The organism is Marinospirillum minutulum DSM 6287, assembly GCF_000422325.1.
GTDB lineage: Bacteria > Pseudomonadota > Gammaproteobacteria > Pseudomonadales > Halomonadaceae > Marinospirillum > Marinospirillum minutulum.
This window is the reverse complement of sequence record NZ_AULO01000010.1, coordinates 208,625-233,819: the sequence shown is the minus strand read 5'-3', so window position 1 is coordinate 233,819 and position 25,195 is coordinate 208,625. Positions and strand designations below refer to the sequence as shown.

Here is a 25,195-nt window from a genome sequence, read left to right as displayed (position 1 = left end):
TTATTTTTCCGAAAAGGCTTTAGCTAGTGAGTGCATTTGCCTAATTTGTTCGGTTAGATGGTCTGCGCTACGTGAGGTGGCAGCAGCTTGAGTTCGGGTACTATTTGCTACCTCACGTAACTGCTGCAAGCTTTCTATTACACTACAGCTGGCTTGAGACTGTTGATGTACGGCAGTTGCTACTCGCTGGCTAGAGTTAAGAACCTGATCAGCCGCGCTAGTCATTTCACTTAATACTTGGCCAGCTTGCTCTATTTGTTCAACAGTATTTTGGCTTTCTTGGTGGCTTTCACCCATTTGTTTTACAGCTTGGCTGATATTTTGCTGAATAACTTTTATACGGCTAGTAATAGTTTCTGTTACATCTTGCGTACTGCTAGCTAGTTGGCGAACGGCATCGGCTACGACTGCAAATCCGCGACCCGATTCACCGGCTCTGGCAGCTTCTATGGCTGCATTGAGTGCTAAAAGGTTGGTTTGGTCTGCTATATCAGTAATGGCGCGAATGCTTTCACTAATAGAGGCTGCATCTTCACGCAGGCTTTCAATACTGGTGGTTGCCAAGTCAAGCTGTTCAGCCATGCGGTGTACACTTGCTACGCTGGCTTCAACACTGGCTTGACCACGGTGAGTTTCTTGATCCATGTGTTGGCTGGCTTGGTTAATGCCTTCAATGCTTTGATCAATTTCTCGGATACTTGTATCAAGTTGTTCTATCATGCTGGCCAAGTCATTTAAATGAGCTTCTTGGTTTCCTACACTCTGCTCAGATTGATGCATGGCTTCTTCTGTTGTATTAGCAACTTCACCTAAAGAGTGAGTGGCATCTTGCACTCGGCCTATGACTGTTCGTAGTTGTGCTTGCTGCATACGTAGTGCTAAATCAAGTGCACCAAATTCATTCATACTACCGTTGTAAACTTGTTGCGCTACAGGGTTGTCTACTATATTCAGTGCTTTTTGGTAGATGTTTTTAAGCGGGTTTAGAAACACTGCAGCAGAACCTAGAATAATTAACCCAAAAAATCCAACAGTAAAACCTGCCAAACTTCGGTTATCAACTAGGTAAAGTGTTGTTAGGGTAGAAAGAATTTGCAGTAAGACTAAACCCAACAAAAGACCATAGGCTGACCAACGCTTGCGGGGTGCTTTTTGTTTGCCAGTACGGATTGCTGTGTAGGTACGCTCAGCACGTTTTACGAGGCTTTCTTCAGGCTTAACTCTTACGGACTGGTAGCCTATATGTTGGTTGTTTTCAAAAATGGGTGAGACGTAAGCATCAACCCAGTAGGTGTCCCCATTTTTACAGCGATTTTTAACAACGCCCATCCAAGAATCGCCAGCTTTTATACGAGCCCATAAGTCAGCAAAGGCCAAAGGAGGCATATCTGGGTGGCGAACTAGGTTGTGATTTTTACCTACTAATTCATCACTAGAAAAGCCACTGATGCGTTGAAAATCATCATTGGCGTAAGTGGTGCTGCCCTTAAGGTTAGTAGTAGAAACCAACCTGTCTTGGTTGGTTAAAGGTATTTCTTTGTCAGTAACTGGCAGGTTTATTTTCATGGTAACAGGAGTCGCAAGTGCTGCCGTATTTAATGGAATATTAGAAGCACATATTGTAGCAGGTTAAAGGCGTGGGTGTAGATTAAGTGTTATAACTTGACATCAATTAAGTTGGAGCAGATGCAAATCACTAACTTTGTCAGTAAACTACGGCAGATAGTAAACTTAATTCTAATACCCCTAAACAAGAATCTAAAAACGGAAGTATCTAGTGACCCAACAAAATTCCTACACTTATGAAGAACTTTTAGCTTGTGGCCGTGGTGAACTTTTTGGCCCTGGCAACGCCCAACTACCAACACCCAACATGTTAATGTTAGACCGTATTCTAACAATCGACAAAGATGGTGGGTCTTACGGTAAAGGACAAATTATCGCTGAGTTAGATATTAAGCCAGAATTATGGTTTTTTGACTGCCATTTTCCTGGTGATCCAGTGATGCCTGGCTGCTTAGGTTTAGATGCTATGTGGCAACTGGTTGGCTTTTACTTAGGTTGGCAAGGCAACCCTGGGCGCGGTCGTGCTCTAGGTAGTGGCGAAGTGAAGTTTACTGGTCAAGTACTACCTTCTGCCAAGCTGGTAACCTACCGTATTGATATTAAGCGCACCATGAGCCGCAAATTAATTTTAGGTATTGCGGACGGTGTAATGGAAGTAGACGGTCGTAAAATTTATGAGGCAAAGGATTTGCGAGTTGGTTTATTTTCCAGTACTAGTGGCTTCTAAGAGAGGACAAATTGATGAGACGAGTCGTCGTTACCGGTCTGGGTATTATTTCATGCCTAGGATCAGATAAGGCAAGCGTTCTTGATTCATTACGTCAGGGGCGCTCTGGCATCAAGTTCAAACAAGAATACGCAGACAAAGGTTTTCGAAGCCAAGTCGCAGGTAGTATTGATCTAAATTTAGATGAATTAATAGACCGTAAACTAAAACGTTTTATGGGTGATGCAGCAGCTTTTGCTTATTTATCTATGCAGCAAGCGATAGAAGACTCGGGTTTAAGTGAAGAACAGGTTTCTAACGTGCGCACCGGGCTAATTGCTGGTTCTGGCGGTGCTTCTTCTGCTAATCAGGTGGAAGCTGCGGATATATTGCGTGAGAAAGGCTTGCGTCGTGTAGGGCCTTACCGTGTCACTCGTACCATGGGTAGCACTGTTTCTGCTTGCTTGGCTACACCTTTTAAAATTAAGGGTGTTAACTACTCTATCTCTTCTGCCTGTGCTACTTCAGCGCATTGTATTGGTAATGCAATGGAGATGATTCAACTAGGCAAGCAAGATGTGGTTTTTGCAGGTGGCGGTGAAGAAGAGCACTGGACTATGTCTTCTTTGTTTGATGCCATGGGCGCACTTTCTACCAACTTCAATGAAACCCCAGATAAAGCTTCTCGTGCCTATGACGCAGACCGTGACGGCTTTGTTATTGCTGGCGGTGGCGGCATGTTGGTGTTGGAAGAGCTAGAACATGCAAAAGCACGTGGCGCAAAAATTTATGCTGAGCTAGTCGGCTATGGCGCAACCTCTGATGGTTACGACATGGTTGCTCCCTCTGGAGAAGGTGCTGTTCGTTGTATGCAGCAGGCTATGGCTGGTTTAGAAGGCGGCAAGGTTGATTACATTAATACTCATGGTACTTCTACACCAGTAGGTGATATGGCTGAGTTGAAAGCTATACGTGAAGTGTTTGGTGATGCTTGCCCCCCACTTAGCTCAACCAAGTCTTTAACAGGTCACTCCTTAGGTGCAACGAGTGTGCAAGAAGCTATTTATTCCTTAATAATGATGGAAAATAACTTTATTGCCGCTTCTGCCAACGTAGATAACTTGGATGAAGCTGCGGCTGGTTTAGATATAGTTATTGGTAAGGCACGTGAAAATGTGACTTTAAATAGCGTTTTATCGAACAGCTTTGGTTTTGGTGGCACTAATGCTTGCTTAGTCTTTAAGCGTTATCAGCAAGCCTAATCTAGCTTTTAAGCAAGAATAAAATAACCCCAAACCTTTAAAGGGTTTGGGGTTATTTTTTACTGAATTTTTATAGTGGCGGTCGAGGAATAGCAGATATTTCTGCTAGCTGCTTTTCAACCCAGTCTTGGGCTTCAGCTATAACTTCATCAGCTCTACGGCCAAGGGTTGGTATAGGTTTGCCTATGCGCAGGGTTAGTGTGCCAGACATTTTAATCCAAGATTTTGGATCCCAGTGTTCACCAGCATTGTGGGCAACAGGCACTAGAGGTACACCTGCTTTACAGGCAATCATGGCAGCACTTTTGCTAAAGGGTTTACGTTGGCCTGGTGCAACACGAGTGCCTTCAGGAAAGATAAGAACAGATAGACCTTCTTCAAGTCGCTCTCCCCCTACTTTTAAAACTTTACGTAGCATTTTAGCTGGCTGGCTACGATCTAAGGGAATGGGTTTGATTAAACGCAGACCCCAGCCAAAAATAGGTATATTCAATAATTCTTGCTTTAGTACAACACAAAGGGGTGGTTTAAGCGTGTGAAGAATAATGGTTTCCCACTCACTTTGATGGTTGGCAACCATTACATGATTGTTGACAGGTATGTTTTCTAGGCCTTCAAAACGATACTCAATACCACAAGTAACTCTTAGCCAAAAAAGCACAAAGCGGTTGTACACGTTGAGTAGTGAAAAGCGCTGCCTTAATGGTAAAGGAATGGACAAAATAGCCATAGGAGCACCAATAACTAATAAGGCAAAAAAATAACCAAAGTAGAATAAAAGACTGCCTAGTGGGCGAGGTTTACGAGGTTTGGGCTGACTCATTCAGCTGCTCCAATAGTTCAGGTAGTTTTTCTCGCCATGCACGTGGGTGCACACCAAAAGTATCTAATAAATGTTGGCTAGACATAGTTTGCTGGTTAGCTATGGAGGGCTTTACAGTTTGAGGTTCTAGGTTTAGATAACGCGCTAAAGTTGAATAAAGCTCACTCTGGCTGACAGGCTCATTGCCTGCATAGTGATAGAGACCCCAGGCTTTTGCTCCGGCATCAATTTGTAATATTATGCCTAATAAAATTCTAGCCAAGTCATCTAGTGGTTGTAAACCACGGTAAGCCAAAGCTTCAGCAGGCTTACCTGCTTTGCAGTTGGCCACTAGTTGTGCTAAACCGCCGCTAATGGAAGAGCTTAGGCTGGGTGCGGTTCGTAAAATAATAGATTTAGGAAGCTCGGCTACTTTGCTTTCTAGCTCTAAAAGACTTTTTGCCAAGGAAGATGGGTTGCTTGGCGAGTCTAGTTCACTAATACTTGGTTGATCAGGTGAAAAAACTAAGTCGGAAGAAATTAATATTATTTGTGCTTGCCTTAGGCTACACAGTTCAACGAGTGCTGAAATTTTTTCTTGCCATGAGTCTAGCTGATTAGCGGTACTGCTAGTTGCACCCGCTTCCGTGGTATCACCAAGGGGCGCTAGAAGCATAAACTGAAAGTCTGGTAGAGTCAGCAGCTCGGTTTCTGGGTGTGCCTGAATTACATCCAGCCCAGAGTAGCGGCGGGACTCATCTTGTAATGCCTCTAACAAAGCTGGGTAGTCTGAGTAGAGCAGAATACGCATACAGCACCTGTTTTTTTATAATCAACTACTAAAGATAAAAAAGCCCCAACCTTGTAAGGCGGGGGCTTTTTTAGGTGTTTGGTGGAGACGGCGGGAGTTGAATAGTTAGTCTAACTTACTGTTTTATAACGCTTTTCAAGCTGCCGCTTTCCAATGTACCAACGTATGTACCAACATTTTTAAGGGGCTAGGGCTTAATCTGATACTTTAGCCTAGCTTGTTGATACTGACTTTGAAAAAGCCCTTAATCAAAGTTCTTAAATAAATCAGGCAGCAAGTATAACAGCATCAGCAGACTTAAAGATATTCTCTTGCTGGCGCTTAATGTTGTTCACTACAAAGAATAAGGCTGGTTATCTTGTAGGTATAAAAAAGCCCAGTGGTTAAGCTAGGCTTTATTCGTTCTGGTGCTATGCCCATAACTCAGCCCATAACCGCGCATACAATCGGCTGACCTGTGTACCATCTTGCAACGGCGCGTTGCTGTAATACGTCTAGGCTTTCATCTGGCTGGCGCTTAATGTGTTCACCACTATGCGCAAGGCCGTTTATTTGTTGTTCTGGTGCAGACAATGTAATTAGTTTCATAGTGTCGTTGTTTGCGGTGGTCGTTGTGCGCTCTAGGGCTTCAAGTCGTTGCTGTAGTTCATCAATTTCTACTACTCGCGCCAGCATTCCAACACTGCTAATAAATTGCGCTGCTGTATCTGGTGCAAGTTCACCATTAGCCACGACATCAAGGGCTGCTGTACACGTTCGGTTAAACTGCCTGCTGATAGCTGGGGTAACTCGACCGCTTGGGCTTCAGGTTTAAGGCTTGGGCACAAGCGGGTATCACCGTTAGTCGCAGCACCCTCACCAATTTAGTTAAACGCAGCATTGATTTATTGCGCCCCATCGTTGATGCCCAAACCGACAGCATTTTACGCAGTCGAGTGCTGGCAATGGATGAAACACCCATTAAAGCCGGTCACCAAAAGCGGCCTGGAGCACAAAAAGGCAAAATGAAATCCGGGTGGTTCTGGCCAATGTATGGCGATGCCGATGAAGTGGTGTTTACCTACTCAAATAGTCGAGGCAAGCTTCATATTGAGCAAGTGCTGAAATCACAGTTCTCAGGCACGCTTATCAGTGATGGCTATGCCGCTTATGCACGCTATGCTGCCGCACAAAAAAACATCACTCATGCCCAGTGTTGGGTACACAGCCGCCGCTATTTTATTGAAGCCCAAAAAAACACCAATACCGCCAAGACCACACCCAACCTCTAGTCAGTCACTTCTTCCAGTGGTGCCAAGACCAACTGGAAAACAGTGGTCTGCTACCGAGTGATCCACTGAGTAAAGCACTTAATTATGTGCTCAAACGTGAAGCCAGCCTAAGCGTCTTCTTAGAAGACTCAGACGTACAACCCGACACTAATCATTTAGAACGCACCCTGCACCCCATTCCACTGGGCCGTAAGAACTGGCTGTTCTGCTGGACGGAACTGGGTGCTGAACACTTAGGCATCATCCAAAGCCTAATCAGTACCTGTAAATTACACGACCTCAATCCCTACACCTACCTAGTCGATGTATTGCAGCGAATCAGTCAGCACCCGGCTAGCAAAGTTAATGAACTGACCCCACGGCTATGGAAAGAACGATTTGCCGACAATCCATTACGTGCGTTAATCGACCCACGCCACCCTCAGCGACAATCAAGCCTGTAGAGAATAAACACCATGAATTTTGAAGGTTTTACACTGGATCAGTTACTTGAACTGAACCATCTAATTTGCCGCCGTATTGATGAATTACGTGAAAAAGAGACCCTTCAGGCTTTAGTTAGGCTGCATGTAGGCATGAAAGCAACCTTTGAAGCCCGCGATGGGATTAAGGTAGGTTTAGTAACCAAAATCAATCGAAAAAGCGTGATAGTGTTAGGCCAAGATGAAGATGGGCGTAAACAATACAAAGTCTCCCCAGAGCTTCTGACACCACTTAAAGAAGTTAAATAGCTTATTTAGGTATGAGTCAAGAACGCCCTAGAATGAACGCTTACTTTGATGCGCTTGTATCGTTCACTTACAACTTAGGCTCCGGCGCGTTTCAGTGTTCGACGTTACGCAGGAAGGTTAATCGACAGGCTCATAGTGAAGTACCCGCCCAGCTAGTTAGGTGGGTTTGGGCTGGTGGTCGAATGTTAAGTGGATTGGTAACTCGCCGAGCGATCGAAGGAAAAATCTATATAAAGCATTGTTCTGAAAAAGCCTACTGATATAATCATGTGATTATATCGACTTTTGGGCGTTTTTGGTATGGAAAAGAATGAGATTATAGATGACCCTTCCCAATATGGGAGTAAGGGCCAGTCCTGGGCAAGCGAATTTGTTGCATATATGAAGGCAATAGTAACTCATCCGACATACAATGGAATGCCTGATGCAGTAAAGGATGATGGAAAAATTCAATGGGAGGCTCCGTCTAACCGATCAGGTGGCCAATACCAATTTACACATAATAAAAGACGAGATTGGTGGAGAGCAAAAGCAGAAAGCCTAGGAATTGATACCAAAAAAGATCAATGGATAAGTAAAACGGCTAAGAAAATTCATCCAACTGGTGAAAAGCCATGTAAAAGGTGCGGAGAGATAATGAGAATTGCCTATGTTTATCCACAGGCAAATCTAATAAAAAGATTTAAAAAGTATCTTGGTGAAGACTTTGAAATATCCACTATGGAGCCAATTCACGAAGCGGTTCAACGTGCATATGATTTATCCCCTGAAAATCTATTTTCTTCGTTTAAAAAAATATTTAGTACTAAGGATGCTTTGATTCCTGATTTAGGAAGAAATATTGATGATATATTCAGTTGGCTAGATAATGACTATATTCCTAATGAACCATCGATTTTAAGTCCTGGCGTTATGTCAAACGCGCCGGACAGATTCGATGGATTTCATTCTTTCAACCGGTGCTGTAGGGGGAAGGCTGACACTGGTAGGCATGCTGCGAACTTGAGAAGTTATACTACTGACAGGCGTGTTTTTGAATTCTGGTCTGAAGGTGATTGGATAGCAGCTGACCGCCTTATGGGATTGGTTAAAACTCTTCTAAGAAATGAACCCAATGCAGATGGAGGGGAAGGCCCACCAACAGCGGATCATATTGGTCCATTGTCTCTTGGCTTTTGCCATCGCCCTGAGTTTAAGCTTTTAAGTAAGGCAGCAAACTCTGCTAAAAATAATAGAATGTCTCTGGAAGACGTTCTGTATTTGATCGAGTGTGAAAATAAAGATATCTCGGTTGCGTCTTGGTATGCTAAGCCATTGTGGGATCAGCGCAAACTAAGTGTGGATAGCGATGAAAAGGCTTTAAGGCTATCAAAGATGCTTAGAGATAATCAAAGAAATGCGATGAAAATACTTTGCTCTATATTCGAGAGCGAAAAATATGCATTTCTTGTGTACCTTCTTGAACTTCATTATGCCGATCGAAAAGTTGAATTTGAAAATTTGAGATCTGAAAAATTTGTCACTATATTTGACAGCCTGCTCGAAGAACCTAGGACGACAAAATACTCGAGTGAACAGAAATCCCGGCGTATCCGAATAGGTTTTGAGGCGCTAAGAACCTATATTGAGAAGAATAACAGGCATGGATTTGAAGTTGAAGCTGAAGCAGTGTCGGAGTTAGTTAAAGAGGCTATTAATATATTAAGTTGTTCAAATACGGAAGTTCAGAGATTAGATGATGAAATTAAAGAAATTATTTTTTCTCAGGAAGGTGGTAGATCTGAATATGCTCTTAGAGAGTGGGCTCAAACCTTTCCTTCACAGGAAATAGAGTCATTTGAAAAAGCTAAGAAAGTATTGAGTTCGGCAATGTTAGTTGTGGGGAATGCGATTAGCTCAATGTGGGATAGTGATCGGTATGTAAGGGAAGAGTTTGAGGATGTTAGTTAATTGTTTTTAAGCTAAAGAATATAAGTTTTATGACGCTAAACCCACAAACAGTTCAGCGTCATAAAAAAAACAGTGGCTTATCCTAGGAAAAATAGGAAAGGTAAGTTTCAGGCGATATTTTTCCTCTCATTAATTTTTGATAGTGACCTGTTGGGGGCGATGTGTAGTTTAGATGGGAACCATTCTCCGCTTGAGATATTGGAGGGAGATCTGAAATAGCATCTTCTACTGTTACCCAGCTTTTTAAGTCTGAAAAAAGGTCTTTTTTGTTATTGCTAGTTTTTGGCTCAGGTGGTTGGATGCGAAAATCATGTTCTTTTGAACCAACAAGTATCACCCTCTTTCTTCGTTGCGGTATTGCATAATTCTCACTATTTAAAACCCACCCTGTTAAGTTTTTCATAACACTACTAAACTCAGATTTTACTCTTTCAAAAACTGCCCCTTTCTCCATGCTCAATAAGCCAGCTACGTTTTCAAAAACGAAACCATCAGGTGCAACCTCTTCAAGAAGTTCTTTGTAATGGACAAATAGTGAATTCCGCTCATCATCCATCGATCGCTTGTTGCCAGCAGTTGAGAACCCTTGACATGGAGGGCCGCCTAATATCCAAAACGGGGTTGATGAATGCATAGATCTAAGTCTTTTACACTCATCAACTAAGTTTTTGAAAAATTCATCATCTGAAATACTTCCACACATTATGTTTTCGTGAACATTTTTGGCGTAAGTTTCCAGAAATCGAGATTCAATGTCATTAGCCAACAAAGGTTTCCAACCTGCCCACTTAAAGCCTAATCCCATTCCTCCAGCTCCTGAGAATAAGTCAATAAAAACACCTGTCTTTCCAATACTTTTCGTTATTTCTTGTGCGATTTGAAATGACAAAAGCGGAGGTACTGCATTTCCTATTTGAGTGTTTACTATTGTTTGAGGTCCAGAGAACTCGAAGTTATCAGGGAAGGATTGCAGCCTCGCAGCCTCTCTTTGAGAAATAACTCGATCTTGTGAGAAGTGAATATGACAACCATTCCCAGGTCTATTGAAATATGTATTGATTGTATATGAAGGCATATCTGCCCTTAATCTGCCGTAATATGTTGATCGGCTACCTTTTCCCTGAGCATAACTTTCGCGTATTTGTGCGATTCTTTTTGAGGGGATATCTTCTGGAATATTCTTCCAATTACCTCCTGGAGGAACAGAATGTACTATTCTCATATCGAGCTCACTTAATTTCGAACTTAAGTGATTCGGGATTAAATGATGACTTGTTTTTTTATTCATAATTAGCTGTTCAAATTCGGATAAAATTAAATCCTTTTCCTCTTTAGTTACCTTTTCAAATGAATCAATAACAAGTTCAAATTCATTTTTAGTAAGACCATAAACTTGGCGTGCTACTACTGCTTCTATTTTTGCATCTGAGGCAATATCACCTTTGATTCTATCTTCACAAATTTTTGCAAGTTCTGTCAGTTCAGATACAACCCCTTGAGGAGGAATGTGAACTTTTCTTATGGCTGATAGCGATACATGCCCAGTAGCTAAGTGGAAACGTAACTGAAATTCAAAACACAAAGAACTCACTATTCCTAGCAGTGATAACAGGCTTTTTTCGTCTCCATTTCTATAAAACGTAACGCCTAGAGAATTTCCAGCGATAGTATCTTTAGGGATTATTGTTGCAATAACTCGCCTTTTCTGACTTGGCCTAGAAACATCTCTCCACGCAATTCTGTTATAAGACGTGCTCTCTGGAGGTGAGTAGTTAGGTTTGTTTGCGTAAAGGATTTCTTGGTTGTCTAATTCAAATCTATTCACCATCCGTCCTTTGATGAACTGAAGTCCTGCCTCATCACTAGATAGCCACTTTTTACTCCCTGTTTCGTCAATTTCTCTTCCTGCCCAAAGTTCTAACTTATCTTTTTCTATCTCCCGCCATGCTGGAGTTCCTTTCTTGAGTTTGTGAAATACTTTTAGTGCTTCTGATCCTAGTGTTATCGGTATCATAAAGCCGTCGCTATCATCTTCTTCAAGAATTATTTCTCCAGATGATTTAATTTCTAGGAACTTGTTGAAAATAGTTAACTTTGTTTTCTTCTCAAGCTTATGGCACTTCTTATATGTCAAAGAGGAAGATGAAACATCTGCTTTGTCGAATAGCTTAGCTTCTGCTGGATAGTAAGCTAAATCAATCAGTTTTGAACTCGAAATTATTTCTTTACGGATTAATTCAGATTGATCATCTGCAAAAAATGATGCTGGTAAAACAATACAGCAATAGCCATTTTCCTTTAAAAGGCGATGGCTTAGTTCAGCGCCCACTCTAGATAGATTGGTGCCCCACCCAGCAAATTTACTTTTTGGTTGTGAAACTGGATAGTTGTCAGATAAAAATCTGTCATAGCCTCTCATTGATGAAATGTAATCTTTCTTTGCCTCCTCATCTAACTGTTTTAGTTCTCTCGCATCAGGTTTTAGTAGCTCCCAAGGAGGGTTGGTCACCACAATATCGGCTTTCTCTTTATAGAATTCAGCAACTTTAAATGCGTCCCCTGATTTTATCGTGTAGTTAATCACAGCCCCTTTATCCTTTAGTTTTTCGAGGCTGTCTTCTGCTTCCTGCAGACCTGACGGGTTGATATCAAATAGGTACACATCCCACTCTTTAGGCATGTTATGGGCAATGCAGAGTTCAATTAGCCAAATTACTAAGCGTCCATCTCCTGCAAATGGGTCAAATATCTTTAACTTGGATGAATTAACGAATTCAGCTTCCAGCAGCAGGGGGGTGAACATTTGAACAGCAATTGATTTATGAGAGTAATAACAGCCCGTAGCTCTTTTTCTAAATTCATCCGTTAAAGATGTTGGATAAGCGTTGCTTAACACTTCTAAATGATTCATTGGCTATCTACCCTGGTTGCGCTTTGAGCTTTTTGGTCTTCAATCCAGTTTTGGATATCTTTAGGAAGAAATCTCCAGCTGTCAGCAACTTTAAATCCTGGGATTTTTCCAGATGCTGCCATCCTATAGATAGTTCGTTCGTTAACATTTAGAAGCTCAGCAACTTGTTTAACAGTTAATGCTTGCTCCATAGCTATTCTTCTCTGTTGTTACGACTGTCGGTAGAGTACATCAAGGTCTGTTTTAGTTCAATATAAATACTGTTTAAATAAACAGTTCGTTTTACTTCCTTTATCCAATCCTCCTACAAACCTTTTGATTAGTCCACTAATAAGACACTGATTTTAAAGGGTTCTCTATTCTCTAGTCATGGACTTTGGGTATTCAGGGAGGGGAGAGACGCAGAGAGTATCCGGCTATTTAGAGAATATTTTCCTTGAAAAGTCCGTGATTAAGAATGGTGCGAAGTCCGTAAACCCTTGCCATACAGGGCCTGTAGCGCGGGTTTCAGGCAATAAAAAACCCCAACTGATAACAGTTGGGGTTTCGTATTTGGTGGAGACGGCGGGAGTTGAACCCGCGTCCGTCGGCACTCTGCCCTTGGATCTACATGCTTAGTTTCGTCATTTGTTTTAACTGTTAGGTCTCCGACGAACAGGATACCCTTCAGCGATCCTTCGATTTAGTTTTAGCAGCGCCGACGAAGGCTATCATTGCTGCGATCCTATCTGGCTGCGCTCATAATCTCAATTCACCGGCGATAGGCAACATGGCTTCATGAGTAGCCTTAAGCGGCTAGAGCGTAATTGTCGTCGTTTGCGACTATAATGTTTGAAGTAATTTATTTACGAGAGTCACTTCCCTCTCGGCATGCACCTTAGGTTTTGCTACCGGCGTCGAAGCCAGGACGTCCCCTTTAAGTGATCTTGTATTCTACCACAGTCAACTAGTTAAACCACAAGCAAAAGAAAAAGTTCCGTTAATTAACTTTATTTGTTTCTTTCTCGCATAATACGGCCTTTCTGCCTTTCCCAATCACGGTCTTTGTCCGTAGCACGTTTGTCATGTGTTTGCTTGCCTTTAACTAAAGCAATTTCACATTTAACTTTATTGCCTTTCCAATAAAGTGATAAGGGTACGCAGGTAAAGCCCTTTTGATTAATTTGCCCCAGTAGGCGTGCAATTTCTTTTCGGTGTAATAAAAGTTTGCGTGTTCGTGTTGGGTCGGCAACTACATGCGTAGAGGCGCTAAGTAGTGGCGTAATGTGCGAGCCTAATAGCCAAGCTTCTTGTTCCTTAATGAGAATATAGGTATCTGTTAGCTGGCACTTTCCAGCTCTAAGGCTTTTAACTTCCCAGCCAGCTAAAACCAAGCCAGCTTCAAAAGTTTCTTGTATGTGGTATTCATGCCTAGCGCGGCGGTTTACCGCTATAGTGTTGCTACTAAGCTTTTTTTTAGGTTTTTTAGCCATTATCTGTTAGCTCTTGATGTTTTATAACTATAAAAAGATTTTTGGTAAGGTGCAGTCATTGGCTGTCATGTTAGAATTCAGTCCATACTGATAAGAAATTGGAGTGAATTATGAGCCGTATCAGTCGCTCCGCTTTAGTCATGCATTCTGCGAAAGAAATGTTTGAGCTGGTTAATGATTGTGAATCTTACCCTAAATTCCTTCCCGGTTGCAGTAATGCACGTTTGATTCACCGAGAAGACGATTATTTAATAGGTGAGTTAGAGCTTTCTAAAGCGGGTATGAAGTATAGTTTCACAACACGTAATGCATTATTTGAGCCAGAACGTATAGAGCTGAAACTACTCGATGGTCCTTTTAAAAAACTTGAAGGTAGCTGGTATTTCCAACCTTTGAATGAAAACGCTTGCAAAGTTCACTTTGATATTGAGTTTGAAATTGCTGGTGGTCGATTAGTTTCTGCCGCTTTAACGCCTTTGTTTAGCCAAATGGCAGCCAGTCAAGTTGAAGCTTTTGTTAAGCGAGCGGATGAGGTCTACGGAAAGCATGGCTAGTGAACAGGGTAAACAGTTAGAAATTGAAGTGGCTTTTGCTTTGCCAGCTAAGCAAAAGATTTTAAGTGTTAAAGTGGCTGAAGGTACAAACGTGTATGATGCAGCTTTAAATTCAGGTATGGAAAATTATTTTCCTGACTTAGATATTGCCTCTGCCCGCTTGGGAGTTTTTGGTAAGCTGGTAGCTAAACCAGCAGAGCAAGAAGTAAAACAAGGCGATAGAGTAGAAATTTATCGCCCTTTGATAGCTGATCCTAAAGCGTCACGCGCTAAGCGTGCTGAGAAAAAAGCCGACTAACTTTAAGGCTGGTGAACAAACTTACTTAACCTTAGCTCGCCTTTGGCATTGGTTTCAAAGTTGACTCTTAGTGTTTCGCGCTCAATTAATTTTTGACCTTGGCGCAGCTGATAAATGTAATCCCATTGGTAGGGGTTGTTGGGTGATTTAAGCAGAGGTGTGCCTAGCAGATAGACAACCTGTTCTTGGCTCATACCAATTTTTAGTTGTTCTATGGCTTCTTCATCCAAAATGTTGCCTTGTTGAATACCCTGTTTGTAGGGGCTGAACCAGCTACAACCACCTAAGAAAAAGGCAATTAGCATAAAGGTGAGTATTTTAGTGGGTTTTTTATTCATCTAGGTGTTTAACTCTGTTTTACTTCGGTCAATAATAGTAGTGTTTACATGATACTTAAACTTTGCTCTACAGCGAAGTGTTCTGATCACTTTTGTATTGAGAGTTCTGATGGCTGATAAAAACCAAGAATTGAGAAAAGCAGGTCTTAAAGTGACCTTGCCACGTATCAAAATTCTGCAGGTGTTGGAGCGTCATGCAGACGACCACTTAAGCGCAGAAGATGTTTATAAGGCGTTAATTGAAGCGGGTGAAGATGTTGGTTTAGCAACAGTCTACCGTGTTCTAACACAATTTGAAGCAGCGGGCTTGGTAGACAAGCATAACTTTGATGGTGGCTATGCAGTATTTGAGCTATCGGCTGAGGAGCATCATGACCATATGGTTGATGTTGAAACTGGCGATGTAATTGAGTTCTACAATGAGGAGCTAGAAGAACTACAGCACAAGCTAGCAGAGTCTCATGGGTTAGAGTTAGTCGATCACTCGTTGGTTCTTTATGTACGAAAAAAACAAAGCTAGCTTTAAAACAACAGCCGCCTTTAGTGGCGGCTACCTTTTAGCATTTCTTTAGCGTGAGCTAAGGTGCGTTCTGATAGTTTTATACCGCCCAACATACGTGCAAGCTCAGTGATTCTGCCCTTTTCATCTAGTAACGCCATTTGTGTGAGGGTGGTGTCTTGATCAATTTGTTTATGAATGTGTAGGTGTTGATCACCTTGAGCCGCTACTTGGGGCAAATGAGTAACACATAGAATTTGCCCACGTTTTGCTAGTTGTTTTAGTAGGCGACCTACAATTTCAGCCGTTGCACCAGAAATACCAACATCCACCTCATCAAACACCAAGGTTGGTATGCTGCTGGTTTGTGCTGCTATTACTTGAATTGCTAAGCTAATTCTTGATAATTCTCCGCCAGAAGCAATACGCACCAAGGGTTTGGCTGGCTGACCTGGGTTGGGTGCAATTAGAAACTCTATGTCATCTGTGCCTAAGGCATGTAAGCCATCTAAAGGTTTAAAGCTAACCCTAAACTGGCTTTTTTCCATACCTAAATACGCCAGCTGCTCGTCAACTGCTTTTTGTAGCTTGGTAGCAGCACTGATTCGGTTTTGGTGTAGCTTCTTAGCTTGAATTTGATAGGCAGTGCTTAATTTCTCTAATTCATTGCTGAGTACATCTAAGCTTGACTCACCTGTATCTAGTTCATCTAACTCCTGCTTTAATTGTGCGTGATGCGCAGCCAGTTCTTCCGCTTGCAAGTGGTGTTTGCGAGCTGTTTGATAAATGCTGCTCAAGCGGTCTTCAACCCACTGTAGGCGAGTAGGGTCAACTTCAAGCGTACTGGCGTAGTGTTCTAGCTCTCGGCTAGTTTCTTGTAATTGAATTTGTGCTTCTTGAAGCATTTGTTGTACAGGTTGCAGGTTGGCAACTTTAAGGCCGCTAAGTAGTTGTAAGGCCTGGTTTACTTGTTGCAGAGCTGCCCCTTCTTCGCTATCACAAAGCTGGAGTGCCGCTTGACTGGTTTGAATAAGTGCTTCGGCATTGGCTAGCTGTTGTTGTTCTGCCTCTAACTCTGATAACTCATCGGGCTGAATTGCTAGTTGATCTAGCTCTTCTACCTGATAACGTAATAGCTGAATACGCGCCCTTTGAGAATCATCTTGCTGGCGAAGGTTCTCTAGGCGTTTATGTGTAGCCTGCCAAGCTCGGTAGCTAGCCGTTAGTTGTGAGGTTTGTTTTTCTAGGCCAGCATACTGATCGAGTGTTTCTAGGTGGGTTTCTTTGCGTAACAGGGATTGATGCGCGTGTTGCCCATGAATATCAAGTAACAAGCTACCTAGTTCTTTAAGGTGCTGTACTGGGCAGGGTTGTCCGTTTATCCAGGCTTTAGATCGACCATTATTAAGTAGGCTACGGCGAAGAATGCACTCGCTAGTATCTAGTTCTCTTGCTGCAAGCCATTCTTTTGCTTGGGGTAATTGGCTTAAGTCGAAGCTGGCTGTTATTTCTGCCCTGTCGGCGCCATGGCGAATGCTGTCATTGTCAGATCGGTCACCCAAGGCTAGGCCAAGTGCTTGTAGTAGTATGGACTTACCTGCGCCTGTTTCACCGGTAATGACTGTCATGCCCTTGCGAAACTCAAGTTCTAGGTGGTCTACAATAGCAAGTTGTCTAATGCTTAAGCTGACTAGCATGGCGATCCTCCTGATAATATATACAGTGTTATTTATACCTCAGGCTGATTATTACGGCAAGTAATGCATTAAGTTTTTAGCTTCTTTTTTGGTGAGCAAGTAAACTATTAAACAACTATTTTTTAGAGGGTTGGCTATGTCGCAATCAAAAGGCCGTCTTTATGTGATTTCTGCGCCTTCAGGTGCAGGTAAAACAAGTTTAGTCGCTGCACTTTTAAAAGAATTAAATCAGCTAGAAGTATCGGTTTCTCATACCACACGTTTAATGCGTCCTGGTGAAAAAGATGGAGTTAATTACCATTTTGTTGAGAAGCAAGCTTTTCAAGCCTTGGTTGATGCGGGTGCTTTTTTTGAACATGCTGAAGTATTTGGTAACTTTTATGGTACTTCACGCCTAGCGGTACAAGAGCGCTTAGAGGCAGGTGTCGATGTTATTTTAGAGATAGACTGGCAGGGTGCGCAGCAGGTGAGAAAGCAAATGCCTGAAGCGATAGGCATATTTATTTTACCGCCTTCTTTGTCGGCACTTGAAGAGCGCCTTAATGCACGAGGGCAGGATTCAGCAGAGGTGATTCAAGGTAGAATGCGGCAGGCAATAAGTGAAATGAGTCATTGGCAAGAATATGACTACCTGCTAGTGAATGATGACTTCTCGTTAGCACTAAGTGAATTAAAAGCTATTTTTGTTGCCAACAGGTTAGAGTTAGCAAGGCAACAAGAAAAAAATGCAGCTTTATTAGCCGAGCTAGTACCAACAGAAGACTGATGCCCCTTGTTGTAAGGTGTGTTGCTCCGTTACACTAGGTTAATCGGTAAATCTTTTCCCCCCTAAATTAAAATTTAAGCAGGTGTTCCTTAATGGCTCGAGTTACTGTTGAAGATTGTCTAGAAAATGTTGCTAACCGTTTTGAACTCGTTATGGTGGCTAGCAAGCGTGCCCGCCAACTAACAATCGGTGGCAAGGAGCCTCGTTTAGCTTGGGAAAATGACAAGGCTACAGTGGTTGCCCTAAGAGAAGTTGCTGAAGGAATGACTACAGCAGCTATTTTAGATGAAGCTGAAGTTAAGCCTGCTGTAGTTGTTGAAGAGCAAGCACCGCAGGAGTACTAATCCCATGCTATTGATTGCCCACCTTGTTGCTGTACTGAACTCTTAAAAGGTAGGGTGATGAATACCATTGATGATCTTTGTGATCGATTAAAAGGCTACCTTCCTGCTGACGAAGTACAGCAGGTTCGTCGCGCCTATTTTTACTCCGAACAGGCTCATGATGGGCAGAAACGTAGCTCAGGTGAGCCTTATGTTACCCATCCACTTGCCGTAGCAACTATCTTAGCTAATTTGCACATGGATCATCAGGCATTAATTGCTGCCTTGCTGCATGATGTCATTGAAGATACAGGCATTAATAAAGAAGCGGTTACACGCCAATTTGGTGAAGTGGTTGCTGAACTGGTGGATGGTGTTTCTAAACTAACCCAGATTACCTTTGAATCTAAAGCTGAAGCGCAAGCAGAAAACTTCCGTAAAATGGTCTTAGCCATGGCGGAAGATATACGCGTTATTATAGTGAAGCTAGCCGACCGACTACACAATATGCGTACTCTGGGTGTACTAAGGCCCGATAAAAAACGGCGCATTGCCCGTGAAACCCTCGATATTTATGCCCCCATTGCTAACCGTTTAGGTATTAATACCCTACGTTTAGAGCTTGAGGATTTAAGTTTTCAAGCCATTTACCCTATGCGATATGAACGCTTAAAGCGGGCAGTTTTACAGGTGCGAGGCAACCGTAAAGAAGTTGTTAAAAAAATCCAAGTACGCCTACAAGAAAGGCTAGAACAAGATGGCTTGAAAGGCCGAGTGGTTGGGCGAGAAAAAAATCTTCTCTCCCTCTACAACAAAATGAAGTACCAAAAGAAGTCCTTCAGTGAAATTATGGATGTTTATGCTTTCCGTATTCTTACTGAGTCAGTCGATGACTGTTATCGTGTACTAGGTACGGTACACAATACCTATAAGCCAGTGCCTGGACGCTTTAAAGATTACGTTGCAATCCCTAAGGCCAATGGTTACCAATCTTTGCACACTTCTTTATTTGGCTTAAGTGGTATGCCAATAGAAGTGCAAATACGCACGCGAGAAATGGAGGCCATGGCAAATAATGGCGTGGCTGCTCATTGGTTATATAAAGCGGGTCAAACAGATCACCCCATTGCCGAAGGTAGTCATGCACGGGCAAGACAATGGGTTAAAGGCCTGTTAGAAATGCAGCAACGGGCAGGTGATTCGTTAGAGTTTATTGAGCACGTTAAGGTCGACCTATTTCCTGATGAAGTCTATGTTTTCACCCCACGCGGTGAAATTATGGAGCTGCCTAAAGGCTCTACACCAGTCGATTTTGCTTATGCTGTACACACAGATATTGGTCATGCCTGCGTTGCTTGCCGTATTGATCGTAAGCTAGCGCCTTTGTCAGCAAAACTGCATAGTGGGCAAACAATAGAAATTATTACTGCACCAGGCGCACGTCCAAACTTGGCCTGGCTATCTTTTGTAACTACGGCTCGGGCACGTTCAGCGATTCGCCATTATTTAAAACAGCAACAGCGCACCGAATCAGAAACTTTGGGGCGTCGCTTATTAGATAAAGCCCTGAGCCAATTTGATGTTCATTTAGAACAAATCAGTGATGAACGTTTAGCACCGCTGCTTAAAGAAATGGAAGTAGGTTCCTTACAAGAGCTTTTGGAAGCGATAGGTTTAGGTAAGCGTATGGCCTATGTAGTTGTACGGCGATTGCTAGATGATAAAACCACTCTGGCTGATACTGATTCAAACCAAGAAGGCTCAATGGTCATTCATGGTACAGAAGGTATGGTGGTGAGTTTTGCGCGTTGCTGTCACCCTATACCCGATGATTCTATTCTTGGTCATATAAGTTTTGGTAGCGGCATAGTGGTTCACCGTGATACCTGTCGCAACCTAACTGAAATAAGAAATAACCCAGAAAAATGTGTCACCTTAAGCTGGGCTGATACAGTTGAAGGTGAGTTTGGTCTTAACCTACGTTTAGAAATAGAACATCAACGTGGAATTATTGCCCGTATTGCAACGCTAGCGGCAGAAATGGATGTAGGTATAGATCGTATTAGTGTTGATGAGCGGGATGCCCGAATTTCAACCTTAACCTTGGGTGTCTTAATTAAAAATAGAGTGCACCTAGCTAGGTTAATGAAAAAGCTCAGATTAATTCCAGAAGTGAACCGAGTGGTTCGCCTACGTTAGATTCAATATTAAGAGAAAGATGCTATGAGTAATCGTGCTGTAATAAATACCGATAAAGCGCCTCAGGCAATAGGTACCTACTCCCAAGCTGTAAAGGCAGGGAATACCGTTTACTTGTCTGGACAAATTCCGCTAGTACCTTCAACAATGGAAGTTGTTGAAGGGGGGTTTGAAGCCCAGGCCGTACAGGTATTTGAAAACTTGCAGGCTGTGTGCGAGGCTGCTGGCGGAAGTATGGATGACGTAGTAAAAGTTAACCTCTACTTAATAGATTTAGCTAACTTTGCTGTAGTGAACGATGTGATGGCACGCTATTTCAGCAAACCCTACCCAGCCAGAGCTGCCGTACAGGTGGTTGCGTTGCCTAAGGGCGTAGCCTTTGAAGCAGAAGCCGTTATGGTAGTGGGCGACTAGTTATTTTTCATAGTCTTCAGGCTTCATTAAGTGCCCTAGCTTGTTGGCTTTAGTTTCAAGGTAGTCAGCGTTATGAGGATTAAGGCCTGTTGTAAGGGGAAGGCGTTCATCCACCTTAATGCCGTAACTAGTAAAGGCATCAACCTTGCGGGGGTTGTTGGTCATCAGGCGAACACTTTTTATACCTAGATGCTCTAACATGGCAGGTAACATGGCGTAGGTGCGCATATCTGCCCCAAACCCTAGCTGCTCATTTGCTTCTACTGTGTCTGCACCTGCATCTTGCAGGTGGTAAGCACGAATTTTATTGAGAAGGCCTATGCCACGACCTTCCTGACGTAAATAAAATAAGGCACCACGGCCTTCAGCAGCAATGCGTTTGAGTGCTTCTTGTAGTTGAAAGCCACAGTCACAACGTAAAGAAAATAAGGCATCACCAGTTAAACATTCTGAGTGAATGCGAGCTAATACAGGTTCGGTGTTGTCTAACTCACCAAGGGTTAACACTAGGTGTTCTTTACCAGTTTCACTGTCCTCAAAGCCATGCATAGTAAATACAGCCCAAGGGGTAGGTAAGCGGGAAGCAGCAACAAAACGCAAAGTCACAGGGTTAGTCTCACAGTTTTAGGAATTAAAGTTGGGCTATTCTACTCGCTAACTAGCGTTAAGGCAGCAATTGCAAGAAGGTATTTCTTGTAATTAAACTGACCTCCAGCGATAAGGCGGCTAGAATGTTAACAAATCAAGTGGTTTTTAAGTCAATACTGTTTAGGGAAGGTTCCATGTCTGAATTAAAAAATGATCGTTTTCTACGTGCGCTTAATGGTGAGTCAGTTGATGCTACGCCGGTTTGGATGATGCGTCAGGCAGGGCGTTATTTACCTGAATATTTAGCGACTCGTAAAGAGGCTGGGACTTTTATGGATCTTTGCCGTAATACCGAGTTAGCTACTGAGGTAACCCTGCAACCACTAGAGCGCTTCGATTTAGACGCGGCTATTTTGTTTTCAGATATTTTAACCATTCCTGATGCAATGGGTTTAGGTCTTTACTTTGAAACCGGTGAAGGCCCACGTTTCAAAAAAACCATCCGTACCGCAAAAGATGTAGAAGACCTGCCCATTCCTAATATTGAAAGTGATTTAGGTTACGTGACCGATGCTGTTAGCAGTATTCGTAAAGAACTGAATGGCCGTGTGCCTTTAATTGGTTTTTCAGGTAGCCCTTGGACTTTGGCAACCTACATGATTGAAGGCCAAGGCAGTAAAGAATACCGTCACGCTAAAGGTATGCTTTACGGTCAGCCCGATGTAATGCATCAGCTACTAGACAAATTAGCACGCACGGTGACTGACTACTTGAACGCACAAATACGTGCTGGTGCTCAAGCTGTACAAATTTTTGACTCCTGGGGTGGTACTTTATCAACGCCTGCTTACCTAGAGTTTTCTTTGAAATACATGGAACAAATAGTCCACGGTCTTATTCGTGAACACGATGGCCGCAAAGTACCGGTTATTTTGTTTACTAAGGGTGGTGGTCAATGGCTAGAGCACATGGCGGCAGTGGGTGCCGATGCATTGGGCTTAGACTGGACAACAGAAATGAGTGATGCACGTGCCCGTGTGGGTCATCGTGTAGCTTTACAAGGTAACTTTGACCCTAGCGGTCTTTTTGCACCACCTGCTGCTATTCGTGCAGAGGTAGGTCGTATTTTAGAAAGCTATGGTCCTGGCAATGGGCATGTTTTTAATCTGGGCCATGGTATTAACCAGTTTGTGAATCCGGAACATGCCAAGGTTTTAATTGATGCCGTGCATGAGTTAAGTGTGCCGTACCATAATTCGAAGTAGAAGCTAGGCTTTATTGTTTTTTAAGGTTTTGCTAATATTACAAAATGTAACCAGCAAACTGAGGTGTGTATCAATGTTTACAATGAATGATGAGTTGCCAAATGTGCTTTCAACTATGCTAAAAGGAATAGCCACACCTGTGCCTCGTTTTACTGCAGATCAACTAGATAGCTTTTTAACCGTGACACCTGCAGATAACGTGTCTCGGTTAAAAGATACTAACCATTGGTTAAGTAACTACAATGGTCAAATCCTTAAAGGCATGATGTCTTTTTCACATCAGCAAAGTAATTTTTTTGCGCCCTTTGGTGTGCCTTCTGAACTATTTACTGGTTGGCTTAAGCCTTTAGTTAAAGCAACGCACGAAGCAGTCGCTTCTGGCCGTGACCCAGACCCTGTTGCAACAGACAATATTCGAATTGAGTCAGCTTATGCTGCACGGATTAAGCGTTTAGTTATTGCTCTAACTAAAGAAGTTAAAGCAACAGAAGAAGAAATAGCATCGGGTCGTGATGATGTTACGCGTAAAGGTTATAAATTAGTTTTTGACCGAGCAGCTTGTGATCGAGTGTGTGAACAAGCAGCAGGACAAGCTTGGTTGCTAAGCAGTTTGGCTGCCTTTCAGCGTTTGGAATGGCAGTACCATAGTTTTGGTCAAACACGCTTAAGAGCAATGAAAAAATTATTGCGTTCACTCTTACAAGTTATTGCTGGTGAACCTTTAAGTGACTTAAAGCGTAATCCTTATCGCAAGCTCACACCTGAAGGTGAAAAGGTGCAAGAAGACGATAAGTATTTAGCAGACTGTGAATTGCGTTTGCTTGCATTGTTAGCCCGTGATGCTTTTGATGTACGCCGCTTTGCTTTAGAGTCGCCCGCTTCCTTTCTAGGTGCTTGTGAGTGGGAAGAAGTACCTGGTTCTGCCCTTTATTCTGTAAAACTAAGGCATTACCCGCTACCCAAGGGTGTTAAGCCTAACGGCAAAACACTTTACATGGTTAGTCCTATGATTAACCGCTGTGAAATTTTTGACCTTGCCCCAGGCAAATCCGTTGTTGAAGGCATGTTGCAGCAGGGTTATGACCTTTACATGGTTGATTATGGCAACCCTGAACCAGACCAAGCCAACTTAGGTTTGAGCTTTTACGGTAAAACAGTTCATGACAAATACTTAGAGATGATTATTGAGCGCCATCCCAAGCAAAGCATTGATGTAATGTCTTATTGCATGGGTGGTACTCTGTTTATGCCTTACCTAGCTCGTAGAATTGAAGAATTAAACATTGAAGGTGGTGAGCTACAAATACGTCAGGTAGTACTTATGACTGCACCTATTTTCTTTGATGATGAAGCTAGTGGTCATAAACCCATGCGTGATGTAATACGCGAGCATTATTCACCAGAAGTAATGAAAACCTTCTATGCTGGCTCAAACGTTCCACCGCAAACAATTGAAGTCGGTATGCATGCGATTCAGCCAGGTGTTGCCTTTAGTGTTGCCGAAGGTTTTTATGCCCGTGCTAACTTCCCGGGTGCAATCGATGATGCTGCACCTTTTATGCATTGGCTAAACTCGGGTACTCGTTTTCCAGCACGTGCGCACCGTGAATGGATTCAGAAAATTTTCCTAGATAACGAAATTTGGGAAGGGAAGTATGCTCTGCCTTCTAAGTACCCAGAGTTAGATGGTAAGCCAGTAAATATGGATATGTTGAATCTAGCTGATGTCGCGCTCTTTGATTACCGTGGCTTGCGTGATCCTATTGCACCCGTTGGCTCGTGCTTAACGAGTGAAAGGTGGGGTCGTAAAGAAGGCAACTTGCAAATGACTTGTGGTGGTTTGAATCGTACCATTGAGAAGAATGTAGGCCATATCTTTGTGGTAAGTAAGCGATTGCTTGCCGAGTTTTTAGAGTTGGTTACTGACTTCTTGCAGGATGAGCCACCCGTATATATTCCAAACAAAAAGCCTGGAACACCCGATCCTTGTCCTCCACCTGAAGGTAGGGTTGAAGAAAAACCAGCTGCTTCAGCAGCCACTTCAACAAAAGCGAATCAAACTAAACCTAAGCCAACAGCTTCTAAAAAGAAGCCGTCAGCTAAATAAGCGTTAAGGTTTAGTTGCTCTTAGGCTGCCGCCCAAGCAGGTAAAATTCCTGATTGGGTGGTGTGCCTGTTAGCGATACCATGCGGTTAGATAGTCCAAAAAAAGCACACACAGCACCTATATCCCAAATATCTTCACGCGTAAAACCTACGGCTTCTAATTCTTCTACCCAGGCTTCATTAAGCTCGCCTGCTTCTAAGCTAACGTATAAAGCAAAATCTAACATTACCCTATGACGCTCACTCAGTGGAGCGGTACGGTGATTAATGGCTACTTGGTCTGCAATCAGTGGATCTTTGCTGTAAATACGCAGTAAAGCACCATGAGCAACCACACAGTAGAGGCAGTGATTTTGTGCACTGGTTGTTACCACTATCATCTCTTTTTCTGCCAAGGTTAAGGTTTCTGACTCTCTTTCCATGATGGCATTGTAATAAGAAAAAAATGCACGAAACTCATCAGGTCGGTAGGCAAGCATTAAAAACACATTGGGTACAAAGCCTGCTTTCTCCTGAACTTCAAGAATTGTTTTTTGAATATCTTGTGGCAGGTCTGTAATTTCTGTTGGTAGGTTAAAGTAAGGGCTAAGAGGTGCTGACATGGTTAGTTCCTTATTGTTGTTATGGTTTTATAGTTTATCCACAACTAGATTGCCGCCCTAAAGA

The 25,195-nt window shown here is 42.7% G+C and carries 26 protein-coding genes, 1 other RNA gene and 1 pseudogene; 16 read left to right on the top strand and 12 right to left on the bottom strand.

Annotation, left to right across the window (positions count from 1 at the left end; translation table 11 throughout):
• Positions 1–1,566 (bottom strand): methyl-accepting chemotaxis protein, encoded by a 1,566-nt coding sequence (locus tag H571_RS0104660; RefSeq protein WP_027848296.1) that lies wholly within the window; start codon positions 1,564–1,566, stop codon positions 1–3.
• A gap of 211 nt (positions 1,567–1,777) precedes the next feature.
• On the opposite strand from H571_RS0104660, the gene fabA reads away from it, so the two are divergent.
• Both fabA and fabB read left to right on the top strand, forming a co-directional pair.
• Positions 1,778–2,293: a 3-hydroxyacyl-[acyl-carrier-protein] dehydratase FabA gene (fabA, locus tag H571_RS0104655; RefSeq protein WP_027848295.1), complete on the top strand. Its 516-nt coding sequence runs from the start codon at positions 1,778–1,780 to the stop codon at positions 2,291–2,293.
• 14 nt (positions 2,294–2,307) lie between these two features.
• Positions 2,308–3,534, top strand: a complete 1,227-nt coding sequence (gene fabB / locus H571_RS0104650) for a beta-ketoacyl-ACP synthase I (RefSeq protein WP_027848294.1) — start codon at positions 2,308–2,310, stop codon at positions 3,532–3,534.
• Between the two features lie 70 nt (positions 3,535–3,604).
• Here the strand turns inward: fabB and H571_RS0104645 are convergent, their stop codons facing one another.
• The 3 genes from H571_RS0104645 to H571_RS15880 all read right to left on the bottom strand — a co-directional run bounded on the left by H571_RS0104645 (position 3,605) and on the right by H571_RS15880 (position 5,879).
• Positions 3,605–4,357 (bottom strand): lysophospholipid acyltransferase family protein, encoded by a 753-nt coding sequence (locus H571_RS0104645; protein WP_027848293.1) that lies wholly within the window; start codon positions 4,355–4,357, stop codon positions 3,605–3,607.
• Positions 4,335–5,147 (bottom strand): sugar nucleotide-binding protein, encoded by an 813-nt coding sequence (locus tag H571_RS0104640; protein ID WP_027848292.1) that lies wholly within the window; start codon positions 5,145–5,147, stop codon positions 4,335–4,337. The genes H571_RS0104645 and H571_RS0104640 overlap by 23 nt, the downstream gene beginning before the upstream one ends.
• A 423-nt stretch (positions 5,148–5,570) precedes the next feature.
• Complete coding sequence (locus H571_RS15880) at positions 5,571–5,879, bottom strand: hypothetical protein (RefSeq protein WP_027848291.1); 309 nt, start codon at positions 5,877–5,879, stop codon at positions 5,571–5,573.
• A gap of 65 nt (positions 5,880–5,944) precedes the next feature.
• Between H571_RS15880 and H571_RS15750 the strand changes: the two are divergent.
• The 5 genes and pseudogenes from H571_RS15750 to H571_RS14215 form a co-directional block, all read left to right on the top strand.
• Positions 5,945–6,588, top strand: a pseudogene (locus H571_RS15750) (IS66 family transposase); the annotation flags it as partial.
• Positions 6,586–6,861, top strand: a complete 276-nt coding sequence (locus H571_RS16235) for a transposase domain-containing protein (RefSeq protein ID WP_342664331.1) — start codon at positions 6,586–6,588, stop codon at positions 6,859–6,861. The pseudogene H571_RS15750 and the gene H571_RS16235, both read left to right, overlap by 3 nt.
• Before the next feature lie 12 nt (positions 6,862–6,873).
• Positions 6,874–7,149, top strand: coding sequence for a hypothetical protein (locus tag H571_RS0104620; protein WP_027848289.1), 276 nt, complete (start codon positions 6,874–6,876; stop codon positions 7,147–7,149).
• Between the two features lie 11 nt (positions 7,150–7,160).
• The gene (locus H571_RS15745; protein ID WP_084482676.1) at positions 7,161–7,409 is read left to right on the top strand and encodes a glycoside hydrolase family protein; all 249 of its coding nucleotides are present in this window, start codon (positions 7,161–7,163) and stop codon (positions 7,407–7,409) included.
• A gap of 40 nt (positions 7,410–7,449) precedes the next feature.
• Positions 7,450–9,099 (top strand): Alw26I/Eco31I/Esp3I family type II restriction endonuclease, encoded by a 1,650-nt coding sequence (locus H571_RS14215; RefSeq protein ID WP_036217569.1) that lies wholly within the window; start codon positions 7,450–7,452, stop codon positions 9,097–9,099.
• An 82-nt stretch (positions 9,100–9,181) separates the two neighbouring features.
• Here H571_RS14215 and H571_RS15740 read toward each other — a convergent pair whose 3' ends face one another.
• From H571_RS15740 to smpB, 4 genes are all read right to left on the bottom strand, one after another.
• Positions 9,182–12,010, bottom strand: coding sequence for an Alw26I/Eco31I/Esp3I family type II restriction adenine-specific DNA-methyltransferase (locus H571_RS15740; protein ID WP_084482674.1), 2,829 nt, complete (start codon positions 12,008–12,010; stop codon positions 9,182–9,184).
• Positions 12,007–12,201 (bottom strand): helix-turn-helix domain-containing protein, encoded by a 195-nt coding sequence (locus tag H571_RS0104595; protein WP_036217566.1) that lies wholly within the window; start codon positions 12,199–12,201, stop codon positions 12,007–12,009. The genes H571_RS15740 and H571_RS0104595 overlap by 4 nt, the downstream gene beginning before the upstream one ends.
• A 362-nt stretch (positions 12,202–12,563) precedes the next feature.
• Positions 12,564–12,925, bottom strand: a transfer-messenger RNA (tmRNA) gene (gene ssrA, locus H571_RS15735).
• Positions 12,926–12,999: 74 nt separating this feature from the next.
• Positions 13,000–13,482, bottom strand: a complete 483-nt coding sequence (gene smpB, locus H571_RS0104585; protein WP_027848286.1) for an SsrA-binding protein SmpB — start codon at positions 13,480–13,482, stop codon at positions 13,000–13,002.
• Positions 13,483–13,592: 110 nt separating this feature from the next.
• Here smpB and H571_RS0104580 point away from each other — a divergent pair, with 110 nt between their 5' ends.
• Together H571_RS0104580 and H571_RS0104575 are read left to right on the top strand one after the other, a co-directional pair.
• A complete protein-coding gene (locus tag H571_RS0104580) occupies positions 13,593–14,036 on the top strand; it encodes a type II toxin-antitoxin system RatA family toxin (protein WP_027848285.1) in 444 nt (147 codons plus the stop codon).
• On the top strand, positions 14,029–14,334 hold the full coding sequence (locus H571_RS0104575) for an RnfH family protein (RefSeq protein ID WP_027848284.1): 306 nt from the start codon (positions 14,029–14,031) through the stop codon (positions 14,332–14,334). The genes H571_RS0104580 and H571_RS0104575 overlap by 8 nt, the downstream gene beginning before the upstream one ends.
• Before the next feature lie 2 nt (positions 14,335–14,336).
• Here H571_RS0104575 and H571_RS14205 read toward each other — a convergent pair whose 3' ends face one another.
• Complete coding sequence (locus tag H571_RS14205; protein ID WP_051168146.1) at positions 14,337–14,672, bottom strand: outer membrane protein assembly factor BamE; 336 nt, start codon at positions 14,670–14,672, stop codon at positions 14,337–14,339.
• Positions 14,673–14,781: 109 nt separating this feature from the next.
• Here H571_RS14205 and fur point away from each other — a divergent pair, with 109 nt between their 5' ends.
• Positions 14,782–15,192, top strand: a complete 411-nt coding sequence (gene fur / locus H571_RS0104565) for a ferric iron uptake transcriptional regulator (RefSeq protein WP_027848283.1) — start codon at positions 14,782–14,784, stop codon at positions 15,190–15,192.
• 20 nt (positions 15,193–15,212) lie between these two features.
• Here the strand turns inward: fur and recN are convergent, their stop codons facing one another.
• On the bottom strand, positions 15,213–16,868 hold the full coding sequence (gene recN / locus H571_RS0104560; protein ID WP_027848282.1) for a DNA repair protein RecN: 1,656 nt from the start codon (positions 16,866–16,868) through the stop codon (positions 15,213–15,215).
• 136 nt (positions 16,869–17,004) lie between these two features.
• Here recN and gmk point away from each other — a divergent pair, with 136 nt between their 5' ends.
• The 4 genes from gmk (at position 17,005) to H571_RS0104540 (ending at position 20,570) form a co-directional block, all read left to right on the top strand.
• Positions 17,005–17,634, top strand: a complete 630-nt coding sequence (gene gmk, locus H571_RS0104555) for a guanylate kinase (protein ID WP_027848281.1) — start codon at positions 17,005–17,007, stop codon at positions 17,632–17,634.
• 92 nt (positions 17,635–17,726) lie between these two features.
• Entirely contained in the window at positions 17,727–17,978 is a 252-nt protein-coding gene (gene rpoZ, locus H571_RS0104550; protein WP_027848280.1) for a DNA-directed RNA polymerase subunit omega, read from the top strand.
• Positions 17,979–18,035: 57 nt separating this feature from the next.
• Entirely contained in the window at positions 18,036–20,156 is a 2,121-nt protein-coding gene (gene spoT, locus H571_RS0104545) for a bifunctional GTP diphosphokinase/guanosine-3',5'-bis pyrophosphate 3'-pyrophosphohydrolase (RefSeq protein WP_027848279.1), read from the top strand.
• A gap of 24 nt (positions 20,157–20,180) precedes the next feature.
• On the top strand, positions 20,181–20,570 hold the full coding sequence (locus tag H571_RS0104540) for a RidA family protein (protein WP_027848278.1): 390 nt from the start codon (positions 20,181–20,183) through the stop codon (positions 20,568–20,570).
• On the opposite strand, the gene ribA is transcribed toward H571_RS0104540, so the two are convergent.
• Positions 20,571–21,176 (bottom strand): GTP cyclohydrolase II, encoded by a 606-nt coding sequence (gene ribA, locus H571_RS0104535; protein WP_027848277.1) that lies wholly within the window; start codon positions 21,174–21,176, stop codon positions 20,571–20,573.
• Positions 21,177–21,352: 176 nt separating this feature from the next.
• On the opposite strand from ribA, the gene hemE reads away from it, so the two are divergent.
• Positions 21,353–22,423 carry a uroporphyrinogen decarboxylase gene (gene hemE, locus H571_RS0104530; protein WP_036217687.1) on the top strand — a complete coding sequence of 357 codons (1,071 nt, stop codon included), beginning with the start codon at positions 21,353–21,355 and terminating at the stop codon, positions 22,421–22,423.
• Between the two features lie 73 nt (positions 22,424–22,496).
• Positions 22,497–24,530 carry an alpha/beta hydrolase gene (locus H571_RS0104525; protein ID WP_027848275.1) on the top strand — a complete coding sequence of 678 codons (2,034 nt, stop codon included), beginning with the start codon at positions 22,497–22,499 and terminating at the stop codon, positions 24,528–24,530.
• Positions 24,531–24,540: 10 nt separating this feature from the next.
• On the opposite strand, the gene H571_RS0104520 is transcribed toward H571_RS0104525, so the two are convergent.
• Positions 24,541–25,131: a peroxidase-related enzyme gene (locus tag H571_RS0104520; RefSeq protein ID WP_027848274.1), complete on the bottom strand. Its 591-nt coding sequence runs from the start codon at positions 25,129–25,131 to the stop codon at positions 24,541–24,543.
• Positions 25,132–25,195 lie beyond the last annotated feature (64 nt).

What these genes read in the sequence shown, in the direction of transcription:
- fabB (WP_027848294.1), top strand. Translation starts at nt 2,308, where the DNA reads ATGAGACGAGTCGTCGTTACCGGTCTGGGTATTATTTCATGCCTAGGA.
- H571_RS0104525 (WP_027848275.1), top strand. Translation starts at nt 22,497, where the DNA reads ATGTTTACAATGAATGATGAGTTGCCAAATGTGCTTTCAACTATGCTA.
- H571_RS14205 (WP_051168146.1), bottom strand. Translation starts at nt 14,672, where the DNA reads ATGAATAAAAAACCCACTAAAATACTCACCTTTATGCTAATTGCCTTT.
- H571_RS0104640 (WP_027848292.1), bottom strand. Translation starts at nt 5,147, where the DNA reads ATGCGTATTCTGCTCTACTCAGACTACCCAGCTTTGTTAGAGGCATTA.
- H571_RS0104580 (WP_027848285.1), top strand. Translation starts at nt 13,593, where the DNA reads ATGAGCCGTATCAGTCGCTCCGCTTTAGTCATGCATTCTGCGAAAGAA.
- spoT (WP_027848279.1), top strand. Translation starts at nt 18,036, where the DNA reads ATGAATACCATTGATGATCTTTGTGATCGATTAAAAGGCTACCTTCCT.
- H571_RS0104575 (WP_027848284.1), top strand. Translation starts at nt 14,029, where the DNA reads ATGGCTAGTGAACAGGGTAAACAGTTAGAAATTGAAGTGGCTTTTGCT.
- H571_RS14215 (WP_036217569.1), top strand. Translation starts at nt 7,450, where the DNA reads ATGGAAAAGAATGAGATTATAGATGACCCTTCCCAATATGGGAGTAAG.
- H571_RS15740 (WP_084482674.1), bottom strand. Translation starts at nt 12,010, where the DNA reads ATGAATCATTTAGAAGTGTTAAGCAACGCTTATCCAACATCTTTAACG.
- H571_RS15745 (WP_084482676.1), top strand. Translation starts at nt 7,161, where the DNA reads ATGAGTCAAGAACGCCCTAGAATGAACGCTTACTTTGATGCGCTTGTA.
- gmk (WP_027848281.1), top strand. Translation starts at nt 17,005, where the DNA reads ATGTCGCAATCAAAAGGCCGTCTTTATGTGATTTCTGCGCCTTCAGGT.
- H571_RS0104540 (WP_027848278.1), top strand. Translation starts at nt 20,181, where the DNA reads ATGAGTAATCGTGCTGTAATAAATACCGATAAAGCGCCTCAGGCAATA.
- rpoZ (WP_027848280.1), top strand. Translation starts at nt 17,727, where the DNA reads ATGGCTCGAGTTACTGTTGAAGATTGTCTAGAAAATGTTGCTAACCGT.
- H571_RS0104520 (WP_027848274.1), bottom strand. Translation starts at nt 25,131, where the DNA reads ATGTCAGCACCTCTTAGCCCTTACTTTAACCTACCAACAGAAATTACA.
- recN (WP_027848282.1), bottom strand. Translation starts at nt 16,868, where the DNA reads ATGCTAGTCAGCTTAAGCATTAGACAACTTGCTATTGTAGACCACCTA.
- H571_RS0104660 (WP_027848296.1), bottom strand. Translation starts at nt 1,566, where the DNA reads ATGAAAATAAACCTGCCAGTTACTGACAAAGAAATACCTTTAACCAAC.
- H571_RS0104620 (WP_027848289.1), top strand. Translation starts at nt 6,874, where the DNA reads ATGAATTTTGAAGGTTTTACACTGGATCAGTTACTTGAACTGAACCAT.
- fur (WP_027848283.1), top strand. Translation starts at nt 14,782, where the DNA reads ATGGCTGATAAAAACCAAGAATTGAGAAAAGCAGGTCTTAAAGTGACC.
- smpB (WP_027848286.1), bottom strand. Translation starts at nt 13,482, where the DNA reads ATGGCTAAAAAACCTAAAAAAAAGCTTAGTAGCAACACTATAGCGGTA.
- H571_RS0104645 (WP_027848293.1), bottom strand. Translation starts at nt 4,357, where the DNA reads ATGAGTCAGCCCAAACCTCGTAAACCTCGCCCACTAGGCAGTCTTTTA.
- hemE (WP_036217687.1), top strand. Translation starts at nt 21,353, where the DNA reads ATGTCTGAATTAAAAAATGATCGTTTTCTACGTGCGCTTAATGGTGAG.
- H571_RS0104595 (WP_036217566.1), bottom strand. Translation starts at nt 12,201, where the DNA reads ATGGAGCAAGCATTAACTGTTAAACAAGTTGCTGAGCTTCTAAATGTT.